Source organism: Kitasatospora sp. NPDC041917 (assembly GCF_055589745.1).
On record NZ_JBVJBI010000025.1, the window covers coordinates 61662 to 80560 of the forward strand.

Below are 18899 nucleotides of genomic sequence, written 5' to 3' on the forward strand. Positions count from 1 at the left end.
GCCCCGCCCGCGCGCCGGCCGTTCGAACAGGCCTGCCGCCAAGGGAGGTTGGCCGCCCGCCGGGCGGTGCAGAGTCGTGACAGTCCCGACCTGTCTGGAGCGCCGCCGTGCCGGGTACCGTACGCCCGTGAGCAACTCGACGCCTCCCGGGTGGTACCCGGTCCCGGGTGCGGACGGCACCCCCGGTCACGAGCGCTGGTGGGACGGCAACGCCTGGACGGCCGAGGTCCGACCGCTCCAGGGCGGCGTCGCGGGCGGACTCGCCGACGCCCCCACCCAGACCGGGTCGCCGTCCGACCGGAAGCCCGGCTACGGGTACCCGGGCGGCCCGGCGGCCCCGACCTACGGCTACCCGGGCCAGGATGCCCACCAGGCACCCGCCTACGGCTACCCGGGCCAGGACGCGTACCAGCCCCAGGCCCAGGCCCAGGGCGGTTACCAGGCCCAGGGCGGCTACCCCGGCCCGGCCCAGGGCGGTTACCCGCCCCAGGGCCCCGGCTACGGCCCCGGTTACGGCTACCCGGGCCCGGGCTACCCGCCGCCGGCCGGGCCGGCCCGACCGAAGACCGGTCTGATCATCGGCATCGCGGTCGCCGTGCTGGCGGTGGCCGGGATCGTCGCCGGGGTCGTCTTCAACAGCGGCGGCGACCACCGGGCGGACCCGACCCCGGACCCCACGGTCACCGCGCCCCGGAGCAGCAGCCCCACGCCGAGCCCCGGCCCCACCGCGCCCACCAGCAGCCCCGCGGCGCCCAAGCCCCTGCCGGCGGTCAAGAGCACCGTCCCCGACCCGGAGCACGCGATCACCGTGCCGGTCCTCGACGGCTGGGTGGTGTCCGACAACCCGCCGCACTCGACGGTCTACCTCGGCACCGACCGCTACACCTGCCCGGACGGCAGCTCCTGCATCCGCGGCCAGTTCTCGGTCGAGAAGGACATCATCCAGGGCACCACGCCCAAGGCCGCCGCCGACGCCCAGATGCCCTCCTACGCCGGGCAGGTCTTCTCCGGCGTCAGCTCGCACACCGACGCCGGCTCCGGGTACATCAGCGTGGCCGGAGTGCTCGGCTACGCCACCCGCTGGCACATCCGCACCACGGACGGCACCCAGGGCTACGTCCTGCTGGCCGCCCTCCCGGCCAAGGGGGGCGGCTACGTGGTCATGGAGGGCGGCGTGGACGACAGTCCGGCCGCGCCGGACTTCGCGGTGCTGGACCAGATCCTCAAGGGCATCAAGCAGGACAGCTCCTCCGGCAGCAGCACCTGACCGCCCTCAGTCCCCGTACCGCTCCCAGAGCTTGGGGAAGCGCTTCGCCATGACGTCCGGGTCGTCGAAGTCCAGCCCCGGCCCGGCCGGCCGCTCGGGCTGCCGCACGCCCACCTCGGGCAGCGGCAGCCCGGTCAGCCGCTCGTACGCCTCGTCGGCGGCGTAGCCGAGGTCCTCGGCCTCGCCGTCCTCCTCCTCGTCGAACTCGGGCAGCAGGTCCGCCAGGTCGTCCGGATCGGTGAGCCCGCCCTCGAAGACCTCCCGGCCCTGGCCGATCAGCCAGGACCGGAAGTAGTCGAAGGTGTCGTCGGAGGCGCCGTCGAGCATCAGGTAGGCCGCGCCCCACAGGTCGTGGCGGTAGGCGCGCTGGAACCGCGCCTGGAACAGCCGGGCGAAGTCGATCACATCGTCCGGGGTCAGCTGGAGGAGCCGTTCCACCAGGATGTCTGCCTGCTCGTCGGGGTCGCCGTCGGCGTCGTCCCGGGTCTCGTCGATGATCTGCCAGAAGTCCGTCTCGTCCATCACCGCTCAAGCATCCCCGTTCGGCCGCGTCCGCGCATGCCGCGACTCGGTGCGACCCGGGACTCGGCGTGTCCGGGGGCCGGGAACGGCGGAACCCCGCGCCGTCCGGGGACGACGCGGGGTTCCGTACGCGGGGTTCCGCGGGGACCTGGTGGGGTCAGAGGCCGAGCTCGACCTCGAACTCGCCGGCCTCCAGGATCTCCTTGACCGCGACCAGGTAGCGGGCGGCGTCGGCGCCGTCCACCAGGCGGTGGTCGTAGGAGAGCGACAGGTAGGTCATGTCGCGGATGCCGATGGCGGTGCCGCCGTCGGCCTCGATGACCACCGGGCGCTTGACGGTGGCACCGATGCCCAGGATGGCGACCTGGTTCGGCGGCACGATCACGGTGTCGAACAGCGCACCGCGGGAGCCGGTGTTGCTGATGGTGAAGGTGGCGCCGGACAGCTCGTCCGGGGTGATCTTGCTGTCGCGGACCTTGGTGGCCAGCTCGGCGGTCTTCTTCGAGATGCCGGCGATGTTGAGGTCGCCCGCACCCTTGATGACCGGGGTCATCAGACCCTTCTCGGAGTCCACCGCGATACCGATGTTCTCGGTGTCGAAGTAGGTGACCGTGCCCTCGGCGTCGTTGATCCGGGCGTTGACGACCGCGTGGACCTTCAGCGCCTGGGCGGCGGCCTTGACGAAGAACGGCATCGGGGAGAGCTTGACGCCCTCGCGGGCCAGGAAGCCCTCCTTGGCCTTGGCGCGCAGCGACATGATCTTGGTGACGTCCACCTCGACCACGCTGGTCAGCTGGGCCTGCTCGTGCAGAGCCTTCAGCATGTTGTCGCCGATGACCTTGCGCATGCGGGTCATCTTGACCGTCTGGCCGCGCAGGGCGGACGGCGAGGCGGCGGCCTTCGGCGCGGCGGCCGGGGCGGCAGCGGCGACCGGGGCCGGAGCGGCCTTGGCGGCCTCCGCGGCGGCGATGACGTCCTGCTTGCGGATGCGGCCGCCGACGCCGGTGCCGGCGACGGAGGCCAGCGCGATGCCGTGCTCGGCGGCGAGCTTGCGCACCAGCGGGGTGACGTAGGCGTCACCGCTGTCGGCCACCGGAGCGGCAACCGGGGCCGGGGCGGCGACCGGAGCCGGGGCGGCAACCGGGGCCGGAGCGGCAACCGGGGCCGGAGCGGCAACGGGCGCCGGGGCGGCGACCGGGGCCGGCGCCGGGGCAGCGGGAGCCGGGGCGGCAACCGGAGCCGGAGCCGGGGCGGCCGGGGCAGCGGGGGCCGGAGCGGCGACCGGAGCCGGGGCGGCAACCGGGGCCGGGGCGGCGGCGACGGCACCGGCGGCGCCGATCAGCGCGAGCTGGGCGCCGACCTCGGCGGTCTCGTCCTCGCCGACCAGGATCTTCACCAGGGTGCCGGCGACCGGCGACGGGATCTCGGTGTCGACCTTGTCGGTGGAGACCTCGAGCAGCGGCTCGTCGATCTCGACGGTGTCACCCTCGGCCTTCAGCCAGCGGGTGACGGTGCCCTCGGTGACCGACTCGCCCAGCGCGGGCAGCAGCACCGGGGTGGCGTCGGCGGCCGGCGCGGCGGCGACCGGGGCCGGGGCGGCGACCGGAGCCGGCGCCGGGGCGGCCGGGGCAGCGGCGACCGGAGCGGCGACCGGGGCCGGGGCGGCGACGGGCGCGGCCTCGACGGCGGGGGCCGCGGCGGCGACCGGGGCGCCCGAGCCGTCGTCGATGATCGCCAGCTCGGCGCCCACCTCGACGGTCTCGTCCTCGGCGACCTTGATCGAGGCCAGGATGCCGGAGGCCGGGGCCGGGATCTCGGTGTCGACCTTGTCGGTCGACACCTCCAGCAGCGGCTCGTCGACCTCGACACGCTCACCCTCGGCCTTCAGCCAGCGGGTGACGGTGCCCTCGGAAACGCTCTCGCCCAGCGCGGGCAGTGTTACTGAGACCGCCATGGTTTCAGCGACTCCTATCAAGTCTTGCGTACGGGAGGTACTTGCGTACGGGAAGTACCGGGAAGGGGGGTGGGGCGTGATCAGTCGTGCGCGTGCAGCGGCTTGCCGGCCAGCGCCAGGTGCGCCTCGCCCAGGGCCTCGGACTGGGTCGGGTGCGCGTGGATGAGCTGCGCGACCTCGGCCGGGAGGGCTTCCCAGTTGTAGATCAGCTGGGCCTCTCCGACCTGCTCGCCCATGCGGGCGCCGACCATGTGGACGCCGACCACGGCGCCGTCCTTGACCTGGACGAGCTTGATCTCGCCGGCGGTCTTCAGGATCTTGCTCTTGCCGTTGCCGGCCAGGTTGTACTTCAGGGTGACGACCTTCTCCTTGCCGTACAGCTCGACGGCCTTGGCCTCGGAGATGCCGACGGAGGCCACCTCGGGGTTGGAGTAGGTCACGCGCGGAACGCCGTCGTAGTCGATCGGCACCGGCTTGAGGCCGGCCAGGCGCTCGGCGACCAGGATGCCCTCGGCGAAGCCGACGTGGGCCAGCTGGAGGGTCGGGGCGAGGTCGCCCACGGCGGAGATGGTGGGCACGTTGGTGCGCATGTACTCGTCGACCAGGACGTAGCCGCGGTCCATCGCGACGCCGTTCTCCTCGTAGCCGAGGCCGGAGGAGACCGGGCCGCGGCCGATGGCGACGAGCAGCAGGTCGGCGTCGATCTGCTTGCCGTTCTCGGTGGAGACGCGCACACCGGTCTCGGTGTACTCGACGCCCGAGAAGCGGGCCTTCAGCTCGAACTTGATGCCGCGCTTGCGGAACGCGCGCTCCAGCAGCTTGGAGGAGTTCTCGTCCTCCAGCGGGACGAGGTGCGGCAGCGCCTCGACGATGGTGACCTCGACGCCGAAGGACTTCCAGACCGAGGCGAACTCGACGCCGATCACGCCGCCGCCGAGGATGACGGCCGACTTCGGGATGAAGCCGAGCTTCAGGGCGTGGTCGGAGGAGATCACGCGGTTGCCGTCGATCTCCAGGCCCGGGATCGAGCGCGGCACGGAGCCGGTGGCCAGGACGATGTGGCGGCCCTCGATGCGCTGGCCGTTGACGTCCACCGAGGTCTGCGAGGAGAGCTTGCCCTCGCCCTGGATGAAGGTGACCTTGCGGGAGGCCACCAGGCCCTGGAGGCCCTTGTACAGGCCGGCGATGACGTCGTCCTTGTACTTGTGGACGCCGTTGATGTCGATGCCCTGGAAGGTGGCCAGAACGCCGAACTCGGAGGCCTCCTTCGTCTCGTCCGCGATCTCCGCGGCGTGCAGGAGCGCCTTGGTCGGGATGCAGCCGCGGTGCAGGCAGGTGCCGCCCAGCTCACCCTTCTCGACCAGGGCGACGCTCAGGCCCAGCTGAGCGGCGCGGAGCGCCGCGGCGTAACCGCCGCTTCCGCCTCCGAGAATGACTACGTCGAAAACGGTGCTGGCGTCGTTCGCCACGTCACGTCCTCCATGCATGGGGTGGGTCGCCGGGCCGGTCGCGGTCCGGTGGGTCGGAAGCCTTTGTGGGGCGCCCAGTCGTGCCGGAAATACATCTTCGCACTTGTTCACGGTGGCTGATGTCCGGGTCCGCCCCAGGGGTGTCCCGCGGAGCGGTCACCGGGGCGGGAGCACCCCCGACGGAAGGGCATCATCGCAGCTCAGCGCGGTGTTGACAGCCGCCGGACGGGCGTCTTCCGCGTTGCTCGTCACAGCTTCTTCCGTACTGCGGAACAAAGTTTCGCCCGCAGCGAACAGAGGTGCGCCACGGCCGCCGGTCCTACTCGCAGGTAACCGGGCCGGAACGACGGCGGGGCCCGGCGCACACGCGCCGGGCCCCGTCGCAGCGGGTCCTGGACCAGGGAGCGCCCCGGGTCCGGGGGTGCCTGGTTCAGGGCATGCCTGGATCAGGCCTTGCCGTTCGCCCTCTGCTCGGCGAAGCGGACCAGGGTGCGCACCGCGCTCGCGGTGCCGCCCTTCGGGGTGTAGCCGTACGGCGCGCCCTCGTGGAACGCCGGACCGGCGATGTCCAGGTGCGCCCAGTCGATGCCCTCGGCCACGAACTCCTTCAGGAAGAGGCCGGCCACCAGGCCGCCGCCCATCCGCTCGCCCATGTTGGCCAGGTCGGCGATGGTCGACTCGGTGAAGCCCTTGCGCAGGTCCGCCGGCAGCGGCATCGGCCAGGACTGCTCGCCCGCCTCGCCGGCCAGGACGTGCAGCTCCTCGCGCAGCTCGTCGCCGTTGGCCATCACGCCGAAGGTGCGGTTGCCCAGGGCCAGCACCATGGCGCCGGTCAGGGTGGCCACGTCGACGATGACGTCCGGGTTCTCCTCGCCGGCCCGCACGATCGCGTCGGCCAGCACCAGGCGGCCCTCGGCGTCCGTGTTCAGGACCTCGACGGTCTTGCCGCCGTACATCTTCAGCACGTCACCCGGGCGGGTGGCGGAGCCGGACGGCATGTTCTCGGCCAGCGCCAGCCAGCCCGTCACGTTGACGGCCAGGCCCAGGCGCTTGGCGGCCACCACGGCGGCGAACACGGCGGCGGCGCCGGCCATGTCGCACTTCATGGTCTCGTTGTGGCCGGCCGGCTTCAGCGAGATGCCGCCCGAGTCGTAGGTGATGCCCTTGCCGACGAACGCCAGGGTGGCCTTGGCCTTCGGGTGGGTGTAGGCCACCTTCACCAGGCGGGGCGGGTTCTCCGAGCCGACGCCGACGCCCAGCAGGCCGCCGAAGCCGCCCTTGGTCAGCGCCTTCTCGTCCAGCACCTCGACCTTGAGGCCGTGCTCCTTGCCGGCCGCCTGGGCGATCGCGGCGAAGCTCTTCGGGTTCAGGTCGTTCGGCGCGGTGTTGACCAGGTCGCGGGCCCGGTTCATCTCCTCGCCGACCGCGGCGGCGCGCTCCACGGCGGCCTTGGCGTCCTTGCTGCCCTTGCGGGCGGCCAGCAGGACCAGCTCGCCGACCGGCTCCTTGCCGTTGCCGTTGGCCTTGTACGTGCCGAAGGCGTACGAGCCGAGCAGGCCGCCCAGCGCGACCGCCTCGATGTCGGCGGCGGACTCGGCGGGCAGGGCCAGCGCGGCCTTCTTGGCGCCGGCCAGCGTACGGGCGGCGACACCGGCGGCGCGGCGCAGCGCCTCCAGCTGGTAGCCGGCCTCGGCGGCCTCGCCCAGGCCGACCGCGAGCACGAGCGCGGCCTTCAGGCCGGCGGGGGAGGGGACCTTGACGGCCTCGCCCTCGGCGCCGGTCGCGCCCAGGGTGCTGAGGACCTCGGTCAGCTTGCCCTCGAACGCCTCGTTGACGGCCTCGGCGCCGGGGGCCAGCACGATGCCCTTCGGGCCCTTCGCGACACCGATCACCAGGGCGTCCGCGCGCAGCGAGGCGGCGGAGGAGGTGCTCACAGACAATGCAGTCACGTAATGCGTCCTGTTCTTTCGCGGTCCACGGCCGGCCACGGCGAGGCTGCCGCACCGGCGCAGCCCGCCGTCGCAGGTCGTCCGCCGGCGGGCCTCCGGGGTCCGGGCCCCCTGGCGCGCGCGTCCGTCCGAGGCGGCCGCGCACACCAGAGGCCCCGGCTCCTCGGTACGCGCCGGGCGGGCAGGACCTGCCACGGTGCAGGGCTGCGGTGCTCCACGCATGGTAGTCCGCATGCTGGGATCACGCGCCGCCCGGTATCAGCCGAGCAACGCCAGGGCGAACAGCGAGGCGGTCGCGGCGGTTTCGGCCATCGCGCCGAGCACGTCACCGGTGATCCCGCCGAACCTGCGCACACACCGTCCGAGCAGCAGCCGGGCGCAGCCCGTGCCGAGCACAACGGCCAGCGGGAGACGGAGGGCTGACCATCCGTCGGACAGTCCCGCCGCGGCCAGGGCGAGCGCCGCGGCGGCCGTCGCGGCGGCGGCTCCGACGGGCGGCACGGTGCCCGCCACCATCGCCCCCAGCCCGCCCGGCCGGGCGGCCGGCACCGACCGCAGGCAGCCCCAGGCGAGCGCGCACCGCGCGGCCGTCGCCGAGGCGAGCACCGCGAGCGCGCCGCGCAGCGGGGAATGGGCGAACTGTCCGGCCAGCGCGGCCACCTGGGCGAGCAGGACGAGCACCAGGGTCAGCACGCCGAACGGACCGATGTCGGACTGCTTCATGATGCGCAGCGCGTCCTCGGCCGGCTTGCCGCTGCCCAGCCCGTCGGCGACGTCCGCCAGGCCGTCCAGGTGGAGTCCGCGGGTCAGCCCGGCGAGCACCCCCACCGCGGTCACCGCGCCGAGCGGCCCGCCCGCCCGCCAGGCCACCAGGGCCCCGGCCGTGGCGGCCAGTGCGCCCAGCACCAGTCCGACCAGCGGAGCCGTCAGCATCGCCCGGGCCGCCGCCGCCCGGTCCCACCGTTCCACCCGCACCCGCAGTACGGACAGCGTCCCGAACCCGAACCGCAGGCCGTCGGCCCAGGTGGCCCGATCGGTGCCGCTCGCCATGAACACGTTCCTCTCACGGCGGGAACGCCCCTGGCAGGGGCGTTCCCGGGGTTGTCGTGCCGTCGGCCGGGGGCGCGGGCCGGTTCGCTACAGCTTCCGCAGCAGGTCCGCCGCCGAGGGCAGCCTCGGCTGCTCCTTCGGCGCGCTCGGCGCCATCGGCACGAACGGCTTCGGCGCCTCGTCCGCGAGCACGTCCCCCGCGGCCTGGAGCAGGGGCAGCGCCAGCAGCGCGCCGAAGCCCTCGCCCATGGTGATGCCCTGGTCCTGCAACGGCGTCAGGGTCAGCCGGTCGTACGCCTTCGCCTGGGCCGGCTCGCCGCTGGACTGCCCGGCCCGCCACCACTCGGGCGCCCGGAAGGCGATCCGCTGCGCGACCAGCGCGCAGGCCGCCGAGACCACACCGTCCAGCACCACCGGCAGCCGCCGCACGGCCGCCTGGAGCAGGAAGCCGGTGATCGCCGCGAAGTCGGCCCCGCCGGTGGCGCCGAGCAGCGCGAGCTGGTCGCCGAGCACCGGCCGGGCCCGCCGCAGCGAGTCCCGGATCGTGGCGCACTTGACCATCCACACCCGGTCGTCGATCCCGGAGCCGCGCCCGGTCACCGCCGCCGCGTCCGTCCCGCAGAGCGCGCCGACCAGCACGCCGGCCACCGTGGTGGCGCCGACCCCGAGGTCGCCGAGCAGCACCAGGTCGGTGCCGGCGTCGGCCTCCTCGTCGGCGACGGCCATGCCGGCCCGGAACGCCCGGACGGTCTCCTGCGCGGTGAGCGCGTCCTCGACGTCGATCCGCCCGGAGCCGCGCCGGATCCGGTGGGTGACCACCTCGTCCGGGAAGTCGGCCGGGTCGGCGTCCACCGCGACGTCGACGACCCGCACCCGGGCGCCGTAGCGCGCGGCCAGCCGGGACACCGGCGCGCTGCCGTCGAGCACGGCCCGCACCCGGGCCGCGGTGCCGCCCTCGGCGGGCATCCGGGACACCCCGAGCGCCGCGACGCCGTGGTCGGCGGCGAACAGCAGCACCTTGGGAGCGGAGATCGGCCGCACCGGGGAACGCCCCTGCACGGAGGCCAGCCAGCTGCCCAGCTCCTCCAGCTTGCCGAGCCCGCCGCGCGGGCGGTCGGCCGCCTGCCAGCGCTCGTCGGCGGCCCGCCGGGCGCTCTCGTCGGGGCGCTCGACGAGCGAGGAGAACGTATCGAGATCCACGGTCGTGTCCATCGTCCGGAAGGCTACACGCCGAAGGTGTTCAGCCTGCGGCTGGCTTGACGGTCAGCACCTGCCCGGCCACGACCAGCAGGACCCGCTCCGAGGCGTCCGCCACGGCCATGTTGAGCCGGCCCAGGGTGTCGCGGAAGCGGCGGCCCGCGGCGGTGGCGGGGACGACGCCCATGCCGACCTCGTTGCTCACCGCGACGACCGTGCGCCCGGTGGCCGCCCAGGCGCGTGCCAGCGCCTCGCAGCGGCGCTGGACCGCGCTTTCGCCCCGGTCCGCCCAGACCTCGTCGTCCCAGGCGTCGCACTCGTCCATGACGGAGGTCAGCCACAGCGCCAGGCAGTCGACCAGCACCGGGGCCGGGTCGGTGGGGTCGGCCAGCACGGTCTCCAGGTCGCAGGTCTCGGCGGTGCGCCAGCTCGACGGGCGGCGCTCCCGGTGCAGCGCGACCCGCTGGGCCCACTCGGCGTCGCCGTCCCGGGTGCCGCCGGTGGCCACGTACAGGACGTCCGGGTGGTCGGCGAGCAGCTGTTCGGCGCGGGTGGACTTGCCGGAGCGGGCGCCGCCGAGCAGCAGGGTGCGGGGCAGCGGGGGACGGGTGGGCTCGGAGGGGGTCGCCATGCCGCCCATCCTGCCGGACCGGGCCGCCGGACCAGGCATACGGAAGATCGGGCCGGGCAGGCTATGGTGCGCAGCAACACAGGCAGCGTGGTCAGTGGGAGGAGCCGGCATGGTCTGGACGTGGCGGTACGAGAAGGCGGACGGCAGCGCGGTGACGCCCGGCGGCGGCCAGGAGGAGTTCGCGGGCCAGGGAGACGCCGAGACCTGGATCGGGGAGACCTGGAAGCAGCTCGCGGAGGACGGTGTGGACACCGCGGTGCTGCTGGACGACGACCGCGTCGTCTATGCGATGAGCCTGCGCGAGGAGTAGGCCCGACGGGGTGGGGCGGTCGCCCGGCGGCTGCTCCGCCCCCGACCGGCTCCGGCCGGATCGGCTCCGCCCGGGGCTACTTCGCCCCGATCACGTGCAGGAGCGCGGCGACCTGCCGGTACGGGTCGGTGCGGCCGGCCCGGTACTCGGCCTCCAGGAGCTGGGCCAGCTGCCGCCCGTCCACCGGCGGGGCCGCGTCGTCCGGGGCGTTGTCGGTGAAGACCCGCACGCCGTACCAGTGCCGCAGCGGCACCGACACCTCGGAGAGGGTGACGGTGAGGTCGCCGAGCCGGTCGGCCCGCGCGGCCAGCCCGAGCCGGTTGTAGTACCGGTCGCTCTCGAAGGCGTGCAGGGTGGCCCGCCAGTCCCCGGCGGCGGCCGGCCGCAGGGCGAGCGCGTCGCGGTTGCGGACCAGCAGCGAGAGCAACCCGCCGGGGGCCAGCAGCCGGGCCAGCGAGGCGATCATGGGATCGGGGTCGGGCAGGTACATCAGCACGCCGTGGCAGAGCACCACGTCGAAGCTGCGCGGGCCGAACCAGCGCCCGCACTGGTGGCCGTCGCCGCTGAGCAGCTGCATCCGGCCGCGGACCTCCGGCGGCTCCTCGGCGAGCGCCCCCTGGGCGACGCCGAGCGCGACCGGGTCCGAGTCGATCCCGGTGACGTAGTGGCCGGCCCGGGCCAGCCGCAGGGCCTGGGTGCCCTGGCCGCAGCCGATGTCGAGCACCCGCTGCGCGCTGCGCCCGGCGAGCTGTTCGGCGAGCTGGCGGGCGACGAGCTCCTGGCGGACGAAGTTGCGCAGCCCGCCGAGCCGGTCCAGCCAGGCGCCGGTGCCGCCCGCGAAGGACCCGCTGCGCGAGGGCAGCCTGCGCTCCTGGGCGAGACGGTCGTGGCCGCCGTCCCCCTGCCCCGGAAGCGCGTAGAGGCCGGGCCCCTCCCAGGACGGGGGGGCCCAGCCGGAGTCGACCGGTTCGGCGGTCAGGGCTTCTCCCCGCGCCGCACCTGCGGCTTGGGCAGGCGCAGCCGGCGCATCTGGAGGGTGCGCATGATGCCGTACGCGACGGCGCCGCGGGTGTTCTGCCCGGCGAAGCGCTCGGCCAGCTGCTTGCGAAGGCCGAAGCCGAGGCGGACGAAGTCCAGGATCACGAGCACGAAGAACAGCAGGAACAGCAGGGTGGAGAGCAGCTGGAGCGTCGGCACCTTGACGATGCTGAGCACCAGGATGACCACGGCGGCCGGCAGGAAGAACTCGGCGAGCGACCAGCGGGAGTCCACGTAGTCGCGGGCGAACTTGCGCACCGGGCCCTTGTCGCGGGCCGGCAGGTGGCGCTCGTCGCCGTTCATCAGGGCCTGGCGCTGCTTCTCGCGCTCGGTGCGCATCCGCTCGCGCCCTTGGCGGGCGGCCTCCTTGCGGTCCTTGGGCACGGTCACCCGGGTACGCCGGTTGGCCTCGGCCTCACTGCGCTTGGGGGTGGGGCGGCCCTTCTTGGCCTGCGGATCGCGGGCCTGGGTCGTCTCGTCCTGCTTCTCCAGCACGGTGGCGGAGGCGGCGGCATCATCTGAACGGCGTCGGAACACACCACCAGCGTACGGGGTGCGACGCGGCTTCCACGGGTGCCCTCGGACCCAAACGCATATCGATACCGCCAGGTCGCCGTCCGAAGCGGGTTTCCCGGGGCCTTCCCGTAGGGGATCAGTCGGATGGACGATGGGGGGTATGAGGGGCGGATCCACCCGGGGGAGGAGGAAACGCCACTGGTCGCTGTAGCAGTCTTGTTGCAGGCAGGTGCACTGCGGCGACGGGCTCGCTGCACATACACTCGTCGTGTCTGGTAACGAGATAAAGACCGCAGGCCGGAGAAGGGGGCACCCGAGGCCCATGAGCGACGGAATCATGAAGCGTATGGGGTTGATCTTCCGCTCCAAGGCGAACAAGGCCTTGGATCGGGCGGAGGATCCCCGTGAGACGCTCGACTACTCCTACCAGAAGCAGCTCGAACTGCTGCAGAAGGTACGGCGTGGTGTCGCGGACGTCGCGACCTCGCGCAAGCGGCTCGAACTCCAGCTGACGCAGCTGCAGCAGCAGTCCGCCAAGTACGAGGACCAGGGCCGCAAGGCGCTGTCGCTCGGCCGCGAGGACCTCGCCCGCGAGGCGCTGACCCGCAAGGCCAACATGCAGTCGCAGATCACCGACCTGGAGACGCAGTACCAGCAGCTCCAGGCCGAGGAGGAGAAGCTCACGCTCGCCTCCCAGCGACTTCAGGCCAAGGTGGACGCCTTCCGCACCAAGAAGGAGACCATCAAGGCGACGTACACGGCCGCCCAGGCGCAGACCCGCATCGCCGAGTCCTTCTCCGGGATCTCGGAGGAGATGGGCGACGTCGGCCTGGCGATCCAGCGTGCCGAGGACAAGACGGCCCAGATGCAGGCCCGGGCCGGTGCGATCGACGAGCTGCTCGCCTCGGGCGCGCTCGACGACGCGAGCGGTCTCGGCCGCAAGGACGACATCGAGGCCGAGCTGGAGCGGGTGGCCGGCGGTTCCGACGTCGAGCTGGAGCTGGCCCGGATGAAGGCCGAGCTGTCCGGCCCCTCCTCGACCGGCCCCGCCGCGATCGAGCAGGGCAAGCAGGACGTCCAGCCGCAGCCGCAGCAGGACACCCCGCGCATCAATTACAACAAGTGATCTGAGCTCGACCCACGAACCAGGGAGACGCACGGCATGATCATGAGGGTCATGGGTGAGGGGCAGTACGAGGTGGGCGACGACCACCTGAACCTGCTCAACGAGCTCGACGCCGAGCTCGTCACTGCGGTGGATTCGGGGGACGAGACGCTCTTCCGCCAGGCCTACGGCAAGCTCATCGACGCGGTGAAGCAGTACGGCACCCCGGTGCCGCTGGATTCGCTGGAGCCGTCCGAGCTGATCCTGCCGAGCGCCGACGCGACGATCGACGAGGTCCGCGAGCTGCTGATGGCCGACGGCGAGGGCGTGATCCCGGGCTTCCCCGAGTAGCGCCCGCGGCTGCTGCCAGACGAAAGGGCGGGCCCCCTCCGGTGGGAGGGGGCCCGCCCTTCGCCGTTGTCCGCGGGACGGGCTACGGCAGGGCCAGCATCCGGTCCAGGGCCGCCTTGGCGTGCTTCTCGGTCTCCGGGTCGACGGTGATCACGTTCGGCACCCGGCCCTCGACCAGCGACTCCAGCGCCCACACCAGGTGCGGCAGGTCGATCCGGTTCATGGTCGAGCAGAAGCAGACCGCGCGGTCCAGGAAGACGATCTCCTTGTCCGGGTGCGCCTTGGCCAGGCGGCGGACGAGGTTCAGCTCGGTGCCGATGGCCCACTTGGAGCCGGGCTCGGCGGCGTCCAGCGCCTTGATGATGTACTCGGTCGAGCCCACCATGTCGGCGGCCGCGACGACCTCGTGCTTGCACTCGGGGTGCACCAGGACGGTCACGCCGGGGATCCGCTCGCGGACGTCGTTCACCGAGTCCAGGCTGAACCGGCCGTGCACCGAGCAGTGGCCGCGCCAGAGGATCATCTTGGCGTCCCGCAGCTGCTCGGCGGTCAGGCCGCCGTTCGGCCGGTGCGGGTTGTAGACGACGCAGTCGTCCAGCGAGAAGCCCATGTCCCGCACCGCGGTGTTGCGGCCGAGGTGCTGGTCGGGCAGGAACAGGACCTTCTGGCCCTGCTCGAAGGCCCACTCCAGGGCGCGCTTGGCGTTGGAGGAGGTGCAGATGAGGCCGCCGTGCCGGCCGGTGAAGGCCTTGATGTCGGCGGAGGAGTTCATGTACGAGACCGGGACGGTGACGTCGGCTATGCCGGCGTCGGTCAGCACGTCCCAGCACTCGGCGACCTGCTCGGCGGTGGCCATGTCGGCCATCGAGCAGCCGGCCGCGAGGTCCGGCAGGACGACCTGCTGCCGCTCACTGGTGAGGATGTCCGCGGACTCGGCCATGAAGTGCACGCCGCAGAAGACGATGTACTCGGCCTCGGGGCGGGCCGCCGCGTCGCGGGCGAGCTTGAAGGAGTCGCCGGTGACGTCGGCGAACTCGATCACCTCGTCGCGCTGGTAGTGGTGGCCGAGGATGAAGACGCGGTCGCCGAGCGCGGCCTTGGCCGCGCGGGCGCGCTCGACCAGGTTCGGGTCGGAGGCCGGGGGGAGGTCACCGGGGCATTCGACGCCGCGCTCGCTGTTCGGATCGGCCTCGCGGCCGAGCAGCAGCAGAGCGAGCGGCGTCGGAGTGGGGTCGACGCCGTGGGTCTCGGTGATGGTGGTGGTCACGGGCGGGTGCCCTTCTGTGCGGCCGAGCTAGCGGTGGGGCCTTTTCGTCTAACTGACGCTATCTATTCTAACCGCTTAGCGTCAGAGTGACGATGGCCATCCTGTCGATGTGACGAGAACCGCTCGCCGAAACGGACCCCCGGCGGAGCCCGATAGCCGATTCGGGGCAGTCCGGCGTGGCCGAATCGATACTTCGAAGCCCGCGGGTATGGCTGAGCCATGAAAGCAATCGCGATCAACCGCTACGGCGGCCCCGAGGTGGTCGAGTACACCGACCTGCCCGACCCCAAGGTCGGACCCGACTCCGTCCTGGTCGAGGTCCGGGCGGCCGGGGTGAACCCGGTGGACTGGAAGGTCCGGGACGGCGCCCTGGACGGCATCCTCGACGCGCACTTCCCGCTGGTCATGGGCTGGGACCTGGCCGGCGTGGTGCGCGCCGTCGGCGGCGGGATCACGGAGTTCGCCCCGGGCGACGAGGTGTACGGCTACGTCCGCAAGGACGCCGTCGAGCACGGCACCTACGCCGAGCTGGTCTCCGCCCCGGTCCGCACCCTGGCCCGCAAGCCGGCCGCGCTGGACTGGGCGCAGTCCGGCGGCCTGCCGCTGGCCGGGCTCACCGCCCTGCAGGGCCTGCGGACGCTGCGCCTCGCCGAGGGGGAGACCGTCCTGGTGCACGCCGCCGCGGGCGGGGTCGGCCACCTGGCGGTGCAGCTGGCCCGGGCCTTCGGCGCCCGGGTGATCGGCACCGCGGCCGAGCGCAACCACGACTTCCTGCGGGGCCTCGGCGCCGAGCCGGTGGTGTACGGCGAGGGCCTGGCCGACCGGGTCCGCGCGCTCGTCCCCGACGGGGTGGACGCGGCCCTCGACCTGGTCGGCCACGGTGCCGTCCAGGTCTCGGCCGGCCTGGTGGCCGACCCGGGCCGGATCGCCTCGACCACCGACTTCGGGGTCAAGGCGCTCGGCGGCCGGTACGTCTGGGTCCGCCCGGACGCCGGCGACCTCGCCGAGCTGGCCGCGCTCGCCGACGACGGCCGGCTGACGGTCACCGTCGCCTCGACCTTCCCGCTGGCCCAGGCCGCCTCCGCCCAGGCGCTCAGCGCCGAGGGCCGCACCCGGGGGAAGATCGTGCTGCTCGTTCCGTGACGGCCTCCGGCTCGTCATCCTTCGGCGGTGAACTCGTCCAGGTCATCCGCCAGAATGGTGACGAACCGTTTCGGCAGTGGCAGCCCGCCGCCGGAGCGCCCCACCGACCCCCGTACGACCGTGGAGCCCCGCACCCATGACCAGCAGCCGAGCGCACGAGGTGGTCGGGGCCGACCTGGACGAGACCGACCGGCTCCTGCTCGCCCGGCTCGGCAGCGACGGCCGCGCCTCGTACGCCGAGATCGGCCTACAGGTGAACCTCTCCGCCACCGCCGTGCGCCGGCGGATCGACCGGCTGCGGGCGCGCGGCGTGGTGCGGGGCTTCACCGTGGTGCTCGACCCGTCCGTGCTGGGCTGGCAGACCGAGGCCTTCGTCGAGGTCTACTGCCGCGAGCGCACCGCCCCCGAGGAGATCCTCGCCAGCCTGCGGCAGTTCCCCGAGGTGGTCGCCGCCTGGACGGTCACCGGCGACCCGGACGCCCTGGTGCACCTGCGGGCCGCCGACATGCGCCACCTGGAGGCCGTCATCGAGCGCATCCGGCGCGAGCCCGGCGTCCAGCGCAGCCGCTCCTCGGTGGTCCTCTCCCAGCTCATCGGGTGACCCGGGCGGTGTCCTGCGGGTCCTCGCCGGGCCCGCCGGGACCCACCGGACACGACCTCCCCGGCCCGCACGCAGGAATCCTGCGCGGACCGGCCCGAAGACGCCCGAAACCTGCCTGACCAGCCGCGTTCCGACGCGCGGTGAGGTGCTCGTGCTGCCTACGCTGATCACGTCCGGTCGACGCGGTGAGGCGTCCCGCCGGTCGGACGCCCCCCGACACCCCACGCCGAGAGGGACAGCCGTGTCCGCAGCACCCGACCGCATGCACCGGCCCGACAACGAACTGGTCGACCTGGTTTTCGACTACATGCGGGAGCGGCTGCAGTACGACCCCGTCCCGCTCGACCACCCCGGGGACGGCGAGCACCTGCGCGCCCAGCTGTCCGGCCTGCTGAACCAGGACGGCAACAACCCGGTCGACGTGCTCAAGCTGTACGACCACGAGCTGTCCCGGGCGGTCATCTCCGCCGACAGCCCGCGCTACCTGTCCTTCATCCCGTGCGCCCCGACCAAGGCCGCGCTGCTGTTCGACATGGTCGTCTCCTGCGCCTCCCTGCAGGGCATCTCCTGGCTGGAGGCGGCCGGCGCGATCGCCGCCGAGAACCAGGTGCTGCGCCTGATCGCCGACCGTGCGGGCCTGCCCCAGTCGGCCGGCGGCACCTTCGTCTCCGGCGGCTCGGCGGGCAACCTCTCCGCCCTGGTGGTCGCCCGCGACACCGCCCGCCGCCGACTGGGCGTCGGACCGGAGGCGCGGCTGCGGATAGCCGTCGCCGACCAGGTGCACTCCTCGGTCAAGAACACCTTCAACATCATCGGCGTCGAGGCCTTCAAGGTCCCGACCGTCGACCGCCGGTTCACCGGCGAGGCGCTGCGCGCGGCCCTGGCCGCCGACCCGAACCCGGAGACGGTGATCGGCGTCGTCGGCACCGCCGGCACCACCAACGAGGGCATCGTCGACGACCTCAAGGGCCTGGCCGAGGTCGCCCGCGAGCGCGACCTGTGGTTCCACGTGGACGGCGCCTACGGCGGCGCGGGCCTGTTCGCCCCCTCGGTGCGGGAGCGCTACGAGGGCATCGAGCACGCCGACTCCTTCGTGGTCGACCCGCACAAGTGGCTGTTCGCCCCGTTCGACTGCGCCGCGCTGATCTACCGCAACCCGCAGCTCGCCCGCGCCGTGCACACCCAGGACGCCTCCTACCTGGACGTCCTGCACACCGAGGGCGACGAGTGGAACCCCACCGACTACGCCTACCACCTGACCCGGCGCGCCCGCGGCCTGCCGCTCTGGTTCTCGCTGGCCGTGCACGGCGTCCAGGCCTACACCGACGCCATCGAGGCCGGCCTCACCCTGGCCCGCGAGACCGCGCAGCTGATCCGCGAGACCGAGCACCTGGAGCTGCTGTTCGACCCGCAGCTCTCGGCGGTCTGCTTCAAGCGCAAGGGCTGGACCAACGACGACTACTACCGCTGGTCGCAGCAGCTGCTCGCGGACCAGATCGGCTTCGTCACCCCCACCGGCTGGGACGGCGAGACGGTCGCCCGGTTCGCCTTCCTGCACCCGGGCACCACCATGGAGACGGTCCGGGAGATCCTGGACACCATGGTCTGAGCCCGCTCCCGTCACGGCCCCGTCGGCAGTCCCGGCGGGGCCGTACGCGTGCCCGCGCCCTACAGGAACGCCCCGCTCGGCAGGTACGGCGTCGGCGGCCGCATCCCGCGGACCCCGACGAAGCCTCCGGCCCGCGGCGTCAGCCCGACCTCCAGCCCGACGTCCAGCGCCCACTCCTGCTCCGCGGTCAGGTGCTCCACCCGCGCCTCGGTCCCCTCCGGCACCCGGGACAGCGCCTCGCGCAGCAGCCGGGCGGCGATCCGCTTGCTGGTGGCCGCGAGCAGCCGCACCACGCCGCCGTCCCGGTAGCAGTAGCCGCTGCCGGCCAGCGCGTCGGCGATCAGCAGCTCCTCGAAGTGGCCCAGCATCAGCTCGTGGTCCGGCCCGTGCGCGGACCCGCGCAGCCGCCGGTCCACCGAGTCCAGCAGGTGCAGGTGAGTGGCGTTGCCGCGGTGCACCGGGATGTCCCCCGGGTCGAGCAGCCCCTCCCGGTCCACCCGCCCGGCCAGCCGCATCGCCGGGTGCAGGGTGAAGCCGGCCAGCCGGTAGCGGCGGGCCGCCGCCGGGGAGTCCGCCGCGCAGACCATCCCGCGCAGACAGCCCCGGGAGTGCGCCGCCGCCCGTTCCAGCAGCAGCCGCCCGACGCCCCGGCCCTGCGCGGACGGCCGGACGGCGTACAGCGACGGCGCCCACAGGCCCTCCCGGCGGATCGACAGCACCGCCCCGACCGGCTCGCCGGCACTCTCCGCCAGCCAGCAGCCGCCGGGATCGGTGCGCGCCAGGTGTCTGGTCCGGGCCAGCCGCAGCGGCGTCGGCCCCGGCGCCGCCGCGGCCGGGGAGGCGTCGGCGAACGCGGCGTCGGCGAGCTCCTGGACGGCCTCCGCGTCCGCGGCGGTGTCCCTGACCGGGCGAAGGATCAT

At 73.4% G+C, this 18899-nt stretch carries 18 protein-coding genes; 7 read left to right on the plus strand and 11 right to left on the minus strand.

Annotated features, from left to right (window positions below; translation table 11 throughout):
• Positions 1-127 precede the first annotated feature (127 nt).
• The gene (locus tag ACZ6EM_RS26895) at positions 128-1267 is read left to right on the plus strand and encodes a DUF2510 domain-containing protein (protein ID WP_465773418.1); all 1140 of its coding nucleotides are present in this window, start codon (positions 128-130) and stop codon (positions 1265-1267) included.
• Between the two features lie 6 nt (positions 1268-1273).
• Here the strand turns inward: ACZ6EM_RS26895 and ACZ6EM_RS26900 are convergent, their stop codons facing one another.
• The 7 genes from ACZ6EM_RS26900 to cobU all read right to left on the minus strand — a co-directional run bounded on the left by ACZ6EM_RS26900 (position 1274) and on the right by cobU (position 10039).
• On the minus strand, positions 1274-1789 hold the full coding sequence (locus ACZ6EM_RS26900; protein ID WP_401052546.1) for a DUF4240 domain-containing protein: 516 nt from the start codon (positions 1787-1789) through the stop codon (positions 1274-1276).
• Between the two features lie 157 nt (positions 1790-1946).
• Positions 1947-3743 carry a 2-oxoglutarate dehydrogenase, E2 component, dihydrolipoamide succinyltransferase gene (gene sucB, locus ACZ6EM_RS26905; protein WP_465773419.1) on the minus strand — a complete coding sequence of 599 codons (1797 nt, stop codon included), beginning with the start codon at positions 3741-3743 and terminating at the stop codon, positions 1947-1949.
• Between the two features lie 80 nt (positions 3744-3823).
• A complete protein-coding gene (lpdA, locus tag ACZ6EM_RS26910) occupies positions 3824-5230 on the minus strand; it encodes a dihydrolipoyl dehydrogenase (RefSeq protein ID WP_465773420.1) in 1407 nt (468 codons plus the stop codon).
• A 428-nt stretch (positions 5231-5658) separates the two neighbouring features.
• The gene (locus ACZ6EM_RS26915; RefSeq protein WP_465773421.1) at positions 5659-7161 is read right to left on the minus strand and encodes a leucyl aminopeptidase; all 1503 of its coding nucleotides are present in this window, start codon (positions 7159-7161) and stop codon (positions 5659-5661) included.
• 258 nt (positions 7162-7419) lie between these two features.
• Positions 7420-8211 carry an adenosylcobinamide-GDP ribazoletransferase gene (locus ACZ6EM_RS26920; protein ID WP_401053649.1) on the minus strand — a complete coding sequence of 264 codons (792 nt, stop codon included), beginning with the start codon at positions 8209-8211 and terminating at the stop codon, positions 7420-7422.
• Between the two features lie 87 nt (positions 8212-8298).
• Complete coding sequence (locus tag ACZ6EM_RS26925; RefSeq protein WP_380353205.1) at positions 8299-9423, minus strand: nicotinate-nucleotide--dimethylbenzimidazole phosphoribosyltransferase; 1125 nt, start codon at positions 9421-9423, stop codon at positions 8299-8301.
• A 28-nt stretch (positions 9424-9451) separates the two neighbouring features.
• Positions 9452-10039 carry a bifunctional adenosylcobinamide kinase/adenosylcobinamide-phosphate guanylyltransferase gene (gene cobU, locus ACZ6EM_RS26930; protein ID WP_380353207.1) on the minus strand — a complete coding sequence of 196 codons (588 nt, stop codon included), beginning with the start codon at positions 10037-10039 and terminating at the stop codon, positions 9452-9454.
• Between the two features lie 109 nt (positions 10040-10148).
• Between cobU and ACZ6EM_RS26935 the strand changes: the two genes are divergently transcribed.
• Positions 10149-10349: a hypothetical protein gene (locus tag ACZ6EM_RS26935; RefSeq protein WP_359897024.1), complete on the plus strand. Its 201-nt coding sequence runs from the start codon at positions 10149-10151 to the stop codon at positions 10347-10349.
• Between the two features lie 76 nt (positions 10350-10425).
• Here ACZ6EM_RS26935 and ACZ6EM_RS26940 read toward each other — a convergent pair whose 3' ends face one another.
• Both ACZ6EM_RS26940 and ACZ6EM_RS26945 read right to left on the minus strand, forming a co-directional pair.
• Positions 10426-11166, minus strand: a complete 741-nt coding sequence (locus ACZ6EM_RS26940; RefSeq protein WP_452180620.1) for a class I SAM-dependent methyltransferase — start codon at positions 11164-11166, stop codon at positions 10426-10428.
• A gap of 158 nt (positions 11167-11324) precedes the next feature.
• Entirely contained in the window at positions 11325-11924 is a 600-nt protein-coding gene (locus ACZ6EM_RS26945) for a DUF3043 domain-containing protein (RefSeq protein WP_359897026.1), read from the minus strand.
• Positions 11925-12240: 316 nt separating this feature from the next.
• On the opposite strand from ACZ6EM_RS26945, the gene ACZ6EM_RS26950 reads away from it, so the two are divergent.
• Both ACZ6EM_RS26950 and pspAA read left to right on the plus strand, forming a co-directional pair.
• The gene (locus tag ACZ6EM_RS26950) at positions 12241-13029 is read left to right on the plus strand and encodes a PspA/IM30 family protein (RefSeq protein ID WP_380546013.1); all 789 of its coding nucleotides are present in this window, start codon (positions 12241-12243) and stop codon (positions 13027-13029) included.
• Between the two features lie 36 nt (positions 13030-13065).
• On the plus strand, positions 13066-13359 hold the full coding sequence (pspAA, locus tag ACZ6EM_RS26955; RefSeq protein ID WP_401056369.1) for a PspA-associated protein PspAA: 294 nt from the start codon (positions 13066-13068) through the stop codon (positions 13357-13359).
• An 82-nt stretch (positions 13360-13441) separates the two neighbouring features.
• Here pspAA and nadA read toward each other — a convergent pair whose 3' ends face one another.
• Positions 13442-14626: a quinolinate synthase NadA gene (gene nadA, locus ACZ6EM_RS26960; RefSeq protein ID WP_380546007.1), complete on the minus strand. Its 1185-nt coding sequence runs from the start codon at positions 14624-14626 to the stop codon at positions 13442-13444.
• Between the two features lie 219 nt (positions 14627-14845).
• On the opposite strand from nadA, the gene ACZ6EM_RS26965 reads away from it, so the two are divergent.
• The 3 genes from ACZ6EM_RS26965 to ACZ6EM_RS26975 all read left to right on the plus strand — a co-directional run bounded on the left by ACZ6EM_RS26965 (position 14846) and on the right by ACZ6EM_RS26975 (position 17979).
• Positions 14846-15769, plus strand: coding sequence for an NADP-dependent oxidoreductase (locus ACZ6EM_RS26965; RefSeq protein ID WP_465773422.1), 924 nt, complete (start codon positions 14846-14848; stop codon positions 15767-15769).
• Between the two features lie 136 nt (positions 15770-15905).
• Positions 15906-16370 (plus strand): Lrp/AsnC family transcriptional regulator, encoded by a 465-nt coding sequence (locus ACZ6EM_RS26970; RefSeq protein WP_049651848.1) that lies wholly within the window; start codon positions 15906-15908, stop codon positions 16368-16370.
• Positions 16371-16611: 241 nt separating this feature from the next.
• A complete protein-coding gene (locus tag ACZ6EM_RS26975; protein WP_401050761.1) occupies positions 16612-17979 on the plus strand; it encodes a pyridoxal phosphate-dependent decarboxylase family protein in 1368 nt (455 codons plus the stop codon).
• Positions 17980-18038: 59 nt separating this feature from the next.
• Here the strand turns inward: ACZ6EM_RS26975 and ACZ6EM_RS26980 are convergent, their stop codons facing one another.
• Positions 18039-18899 carry a GNAT family N-acetyltransferase gene (locus ACZ6EM_RS26980; protein ID WP_380546001.1) on the minus strand — a complete coding sequence of 287 codons (861 nt, stop codon included), beginning with the start codon at positions 18897-18899 and terminating at the stop codon, positions 18039-18041.

Excerpts from the sequence above, each read along its gene's own strand:
- ACZ6EM_RS26980 (WP_380546001.1), bottom strand. The coding sequence starts at position 18,899 with ATGATCCTTCGCCCGGTCAGGGACACCGCCGCGGACGCGGAGGCCGTC.
- ACZ6EM_RS26925 (WP_380353205.1), bottom strand. The coding sequence starts at position 9,423 with ATGGACACGACCGTGGATCTCGATACGTTCTCCTCGCTCGTCGAGCGC.
- cobU (WP_380353207.1), bottom strand. The coding sequence starts at position 10,039 with ATGGCGACCCCCTCCGAGCCCACCCGTCCCCCGCTGCCCCGCACCCTG.
- ACZ6EM_RS26965 (WP_465773422.1), top strand. The coding sequence starts at position 14,846 with ATGAAAGCAATCGCGATCAACCGCTACGGCGGCCCCGAGGTGGTCGAG.
- ACZ6EM_RS26950 (WP_380546013.1), top strand. The coding sequence starts at position 12,241 with ATGAAGCGTATGGGGTTGATCTTCCGCTCCAAGGCGAACAAGGCCTTG.
- lpdA (WP_465773420.1), bottom strand. The coding sequence starts at position 5,230 with ATGCATGGAGGACGTGACGTGGCGAACGACGCCAGCACCGTTTTCGAC.
- pspAA (WP_401056369.1), top strand. The coding sequence starts at position 13,066 with ATGATCATGAGGGTCATGGGTGAGGGGCAGTACGAGGTGGGCGACGAC.
- sucB (WP_465773419.1), bottom strand. The coding sequence starts at position 3,743 with ATGGCGGTCTCAGTAACACTGCCCGCGCTGGGCGAGAGCGTTTCCGAG.
- ACZ6EM_RS26970 (WP_049651848.1), top strand. The coding sequence starts at position 15,906 with ATGACCAGCAGCCGAGCGCACGAGGTGGTCGGGGCCGACCTGGACGAG.
- ACZ6EM_RS26920 (WP_401053649.1), bottom strand. The coding sequence starts at position 8,211 with ATGGCGAGCGGCACCGATCGGGCCACCTGGGCCGACGGCCTGCGGTTC.
- ACZ6EM_RS26900 (WP_401052546.1), bottom strand. The coding sequence starts at position 1,789 with ATGGACGAGACGGACTTCTGGCAGATCATCGACGAGACCCGGGACGAC.
- ACZ6EM_RS26935 (WP_359897024.1), top strand. The coding sequence starts at position 10,149 with ATGGTCTGGACGTGGCGGTACGAGAAGGCGGACGGCAGCGCGGTGACG.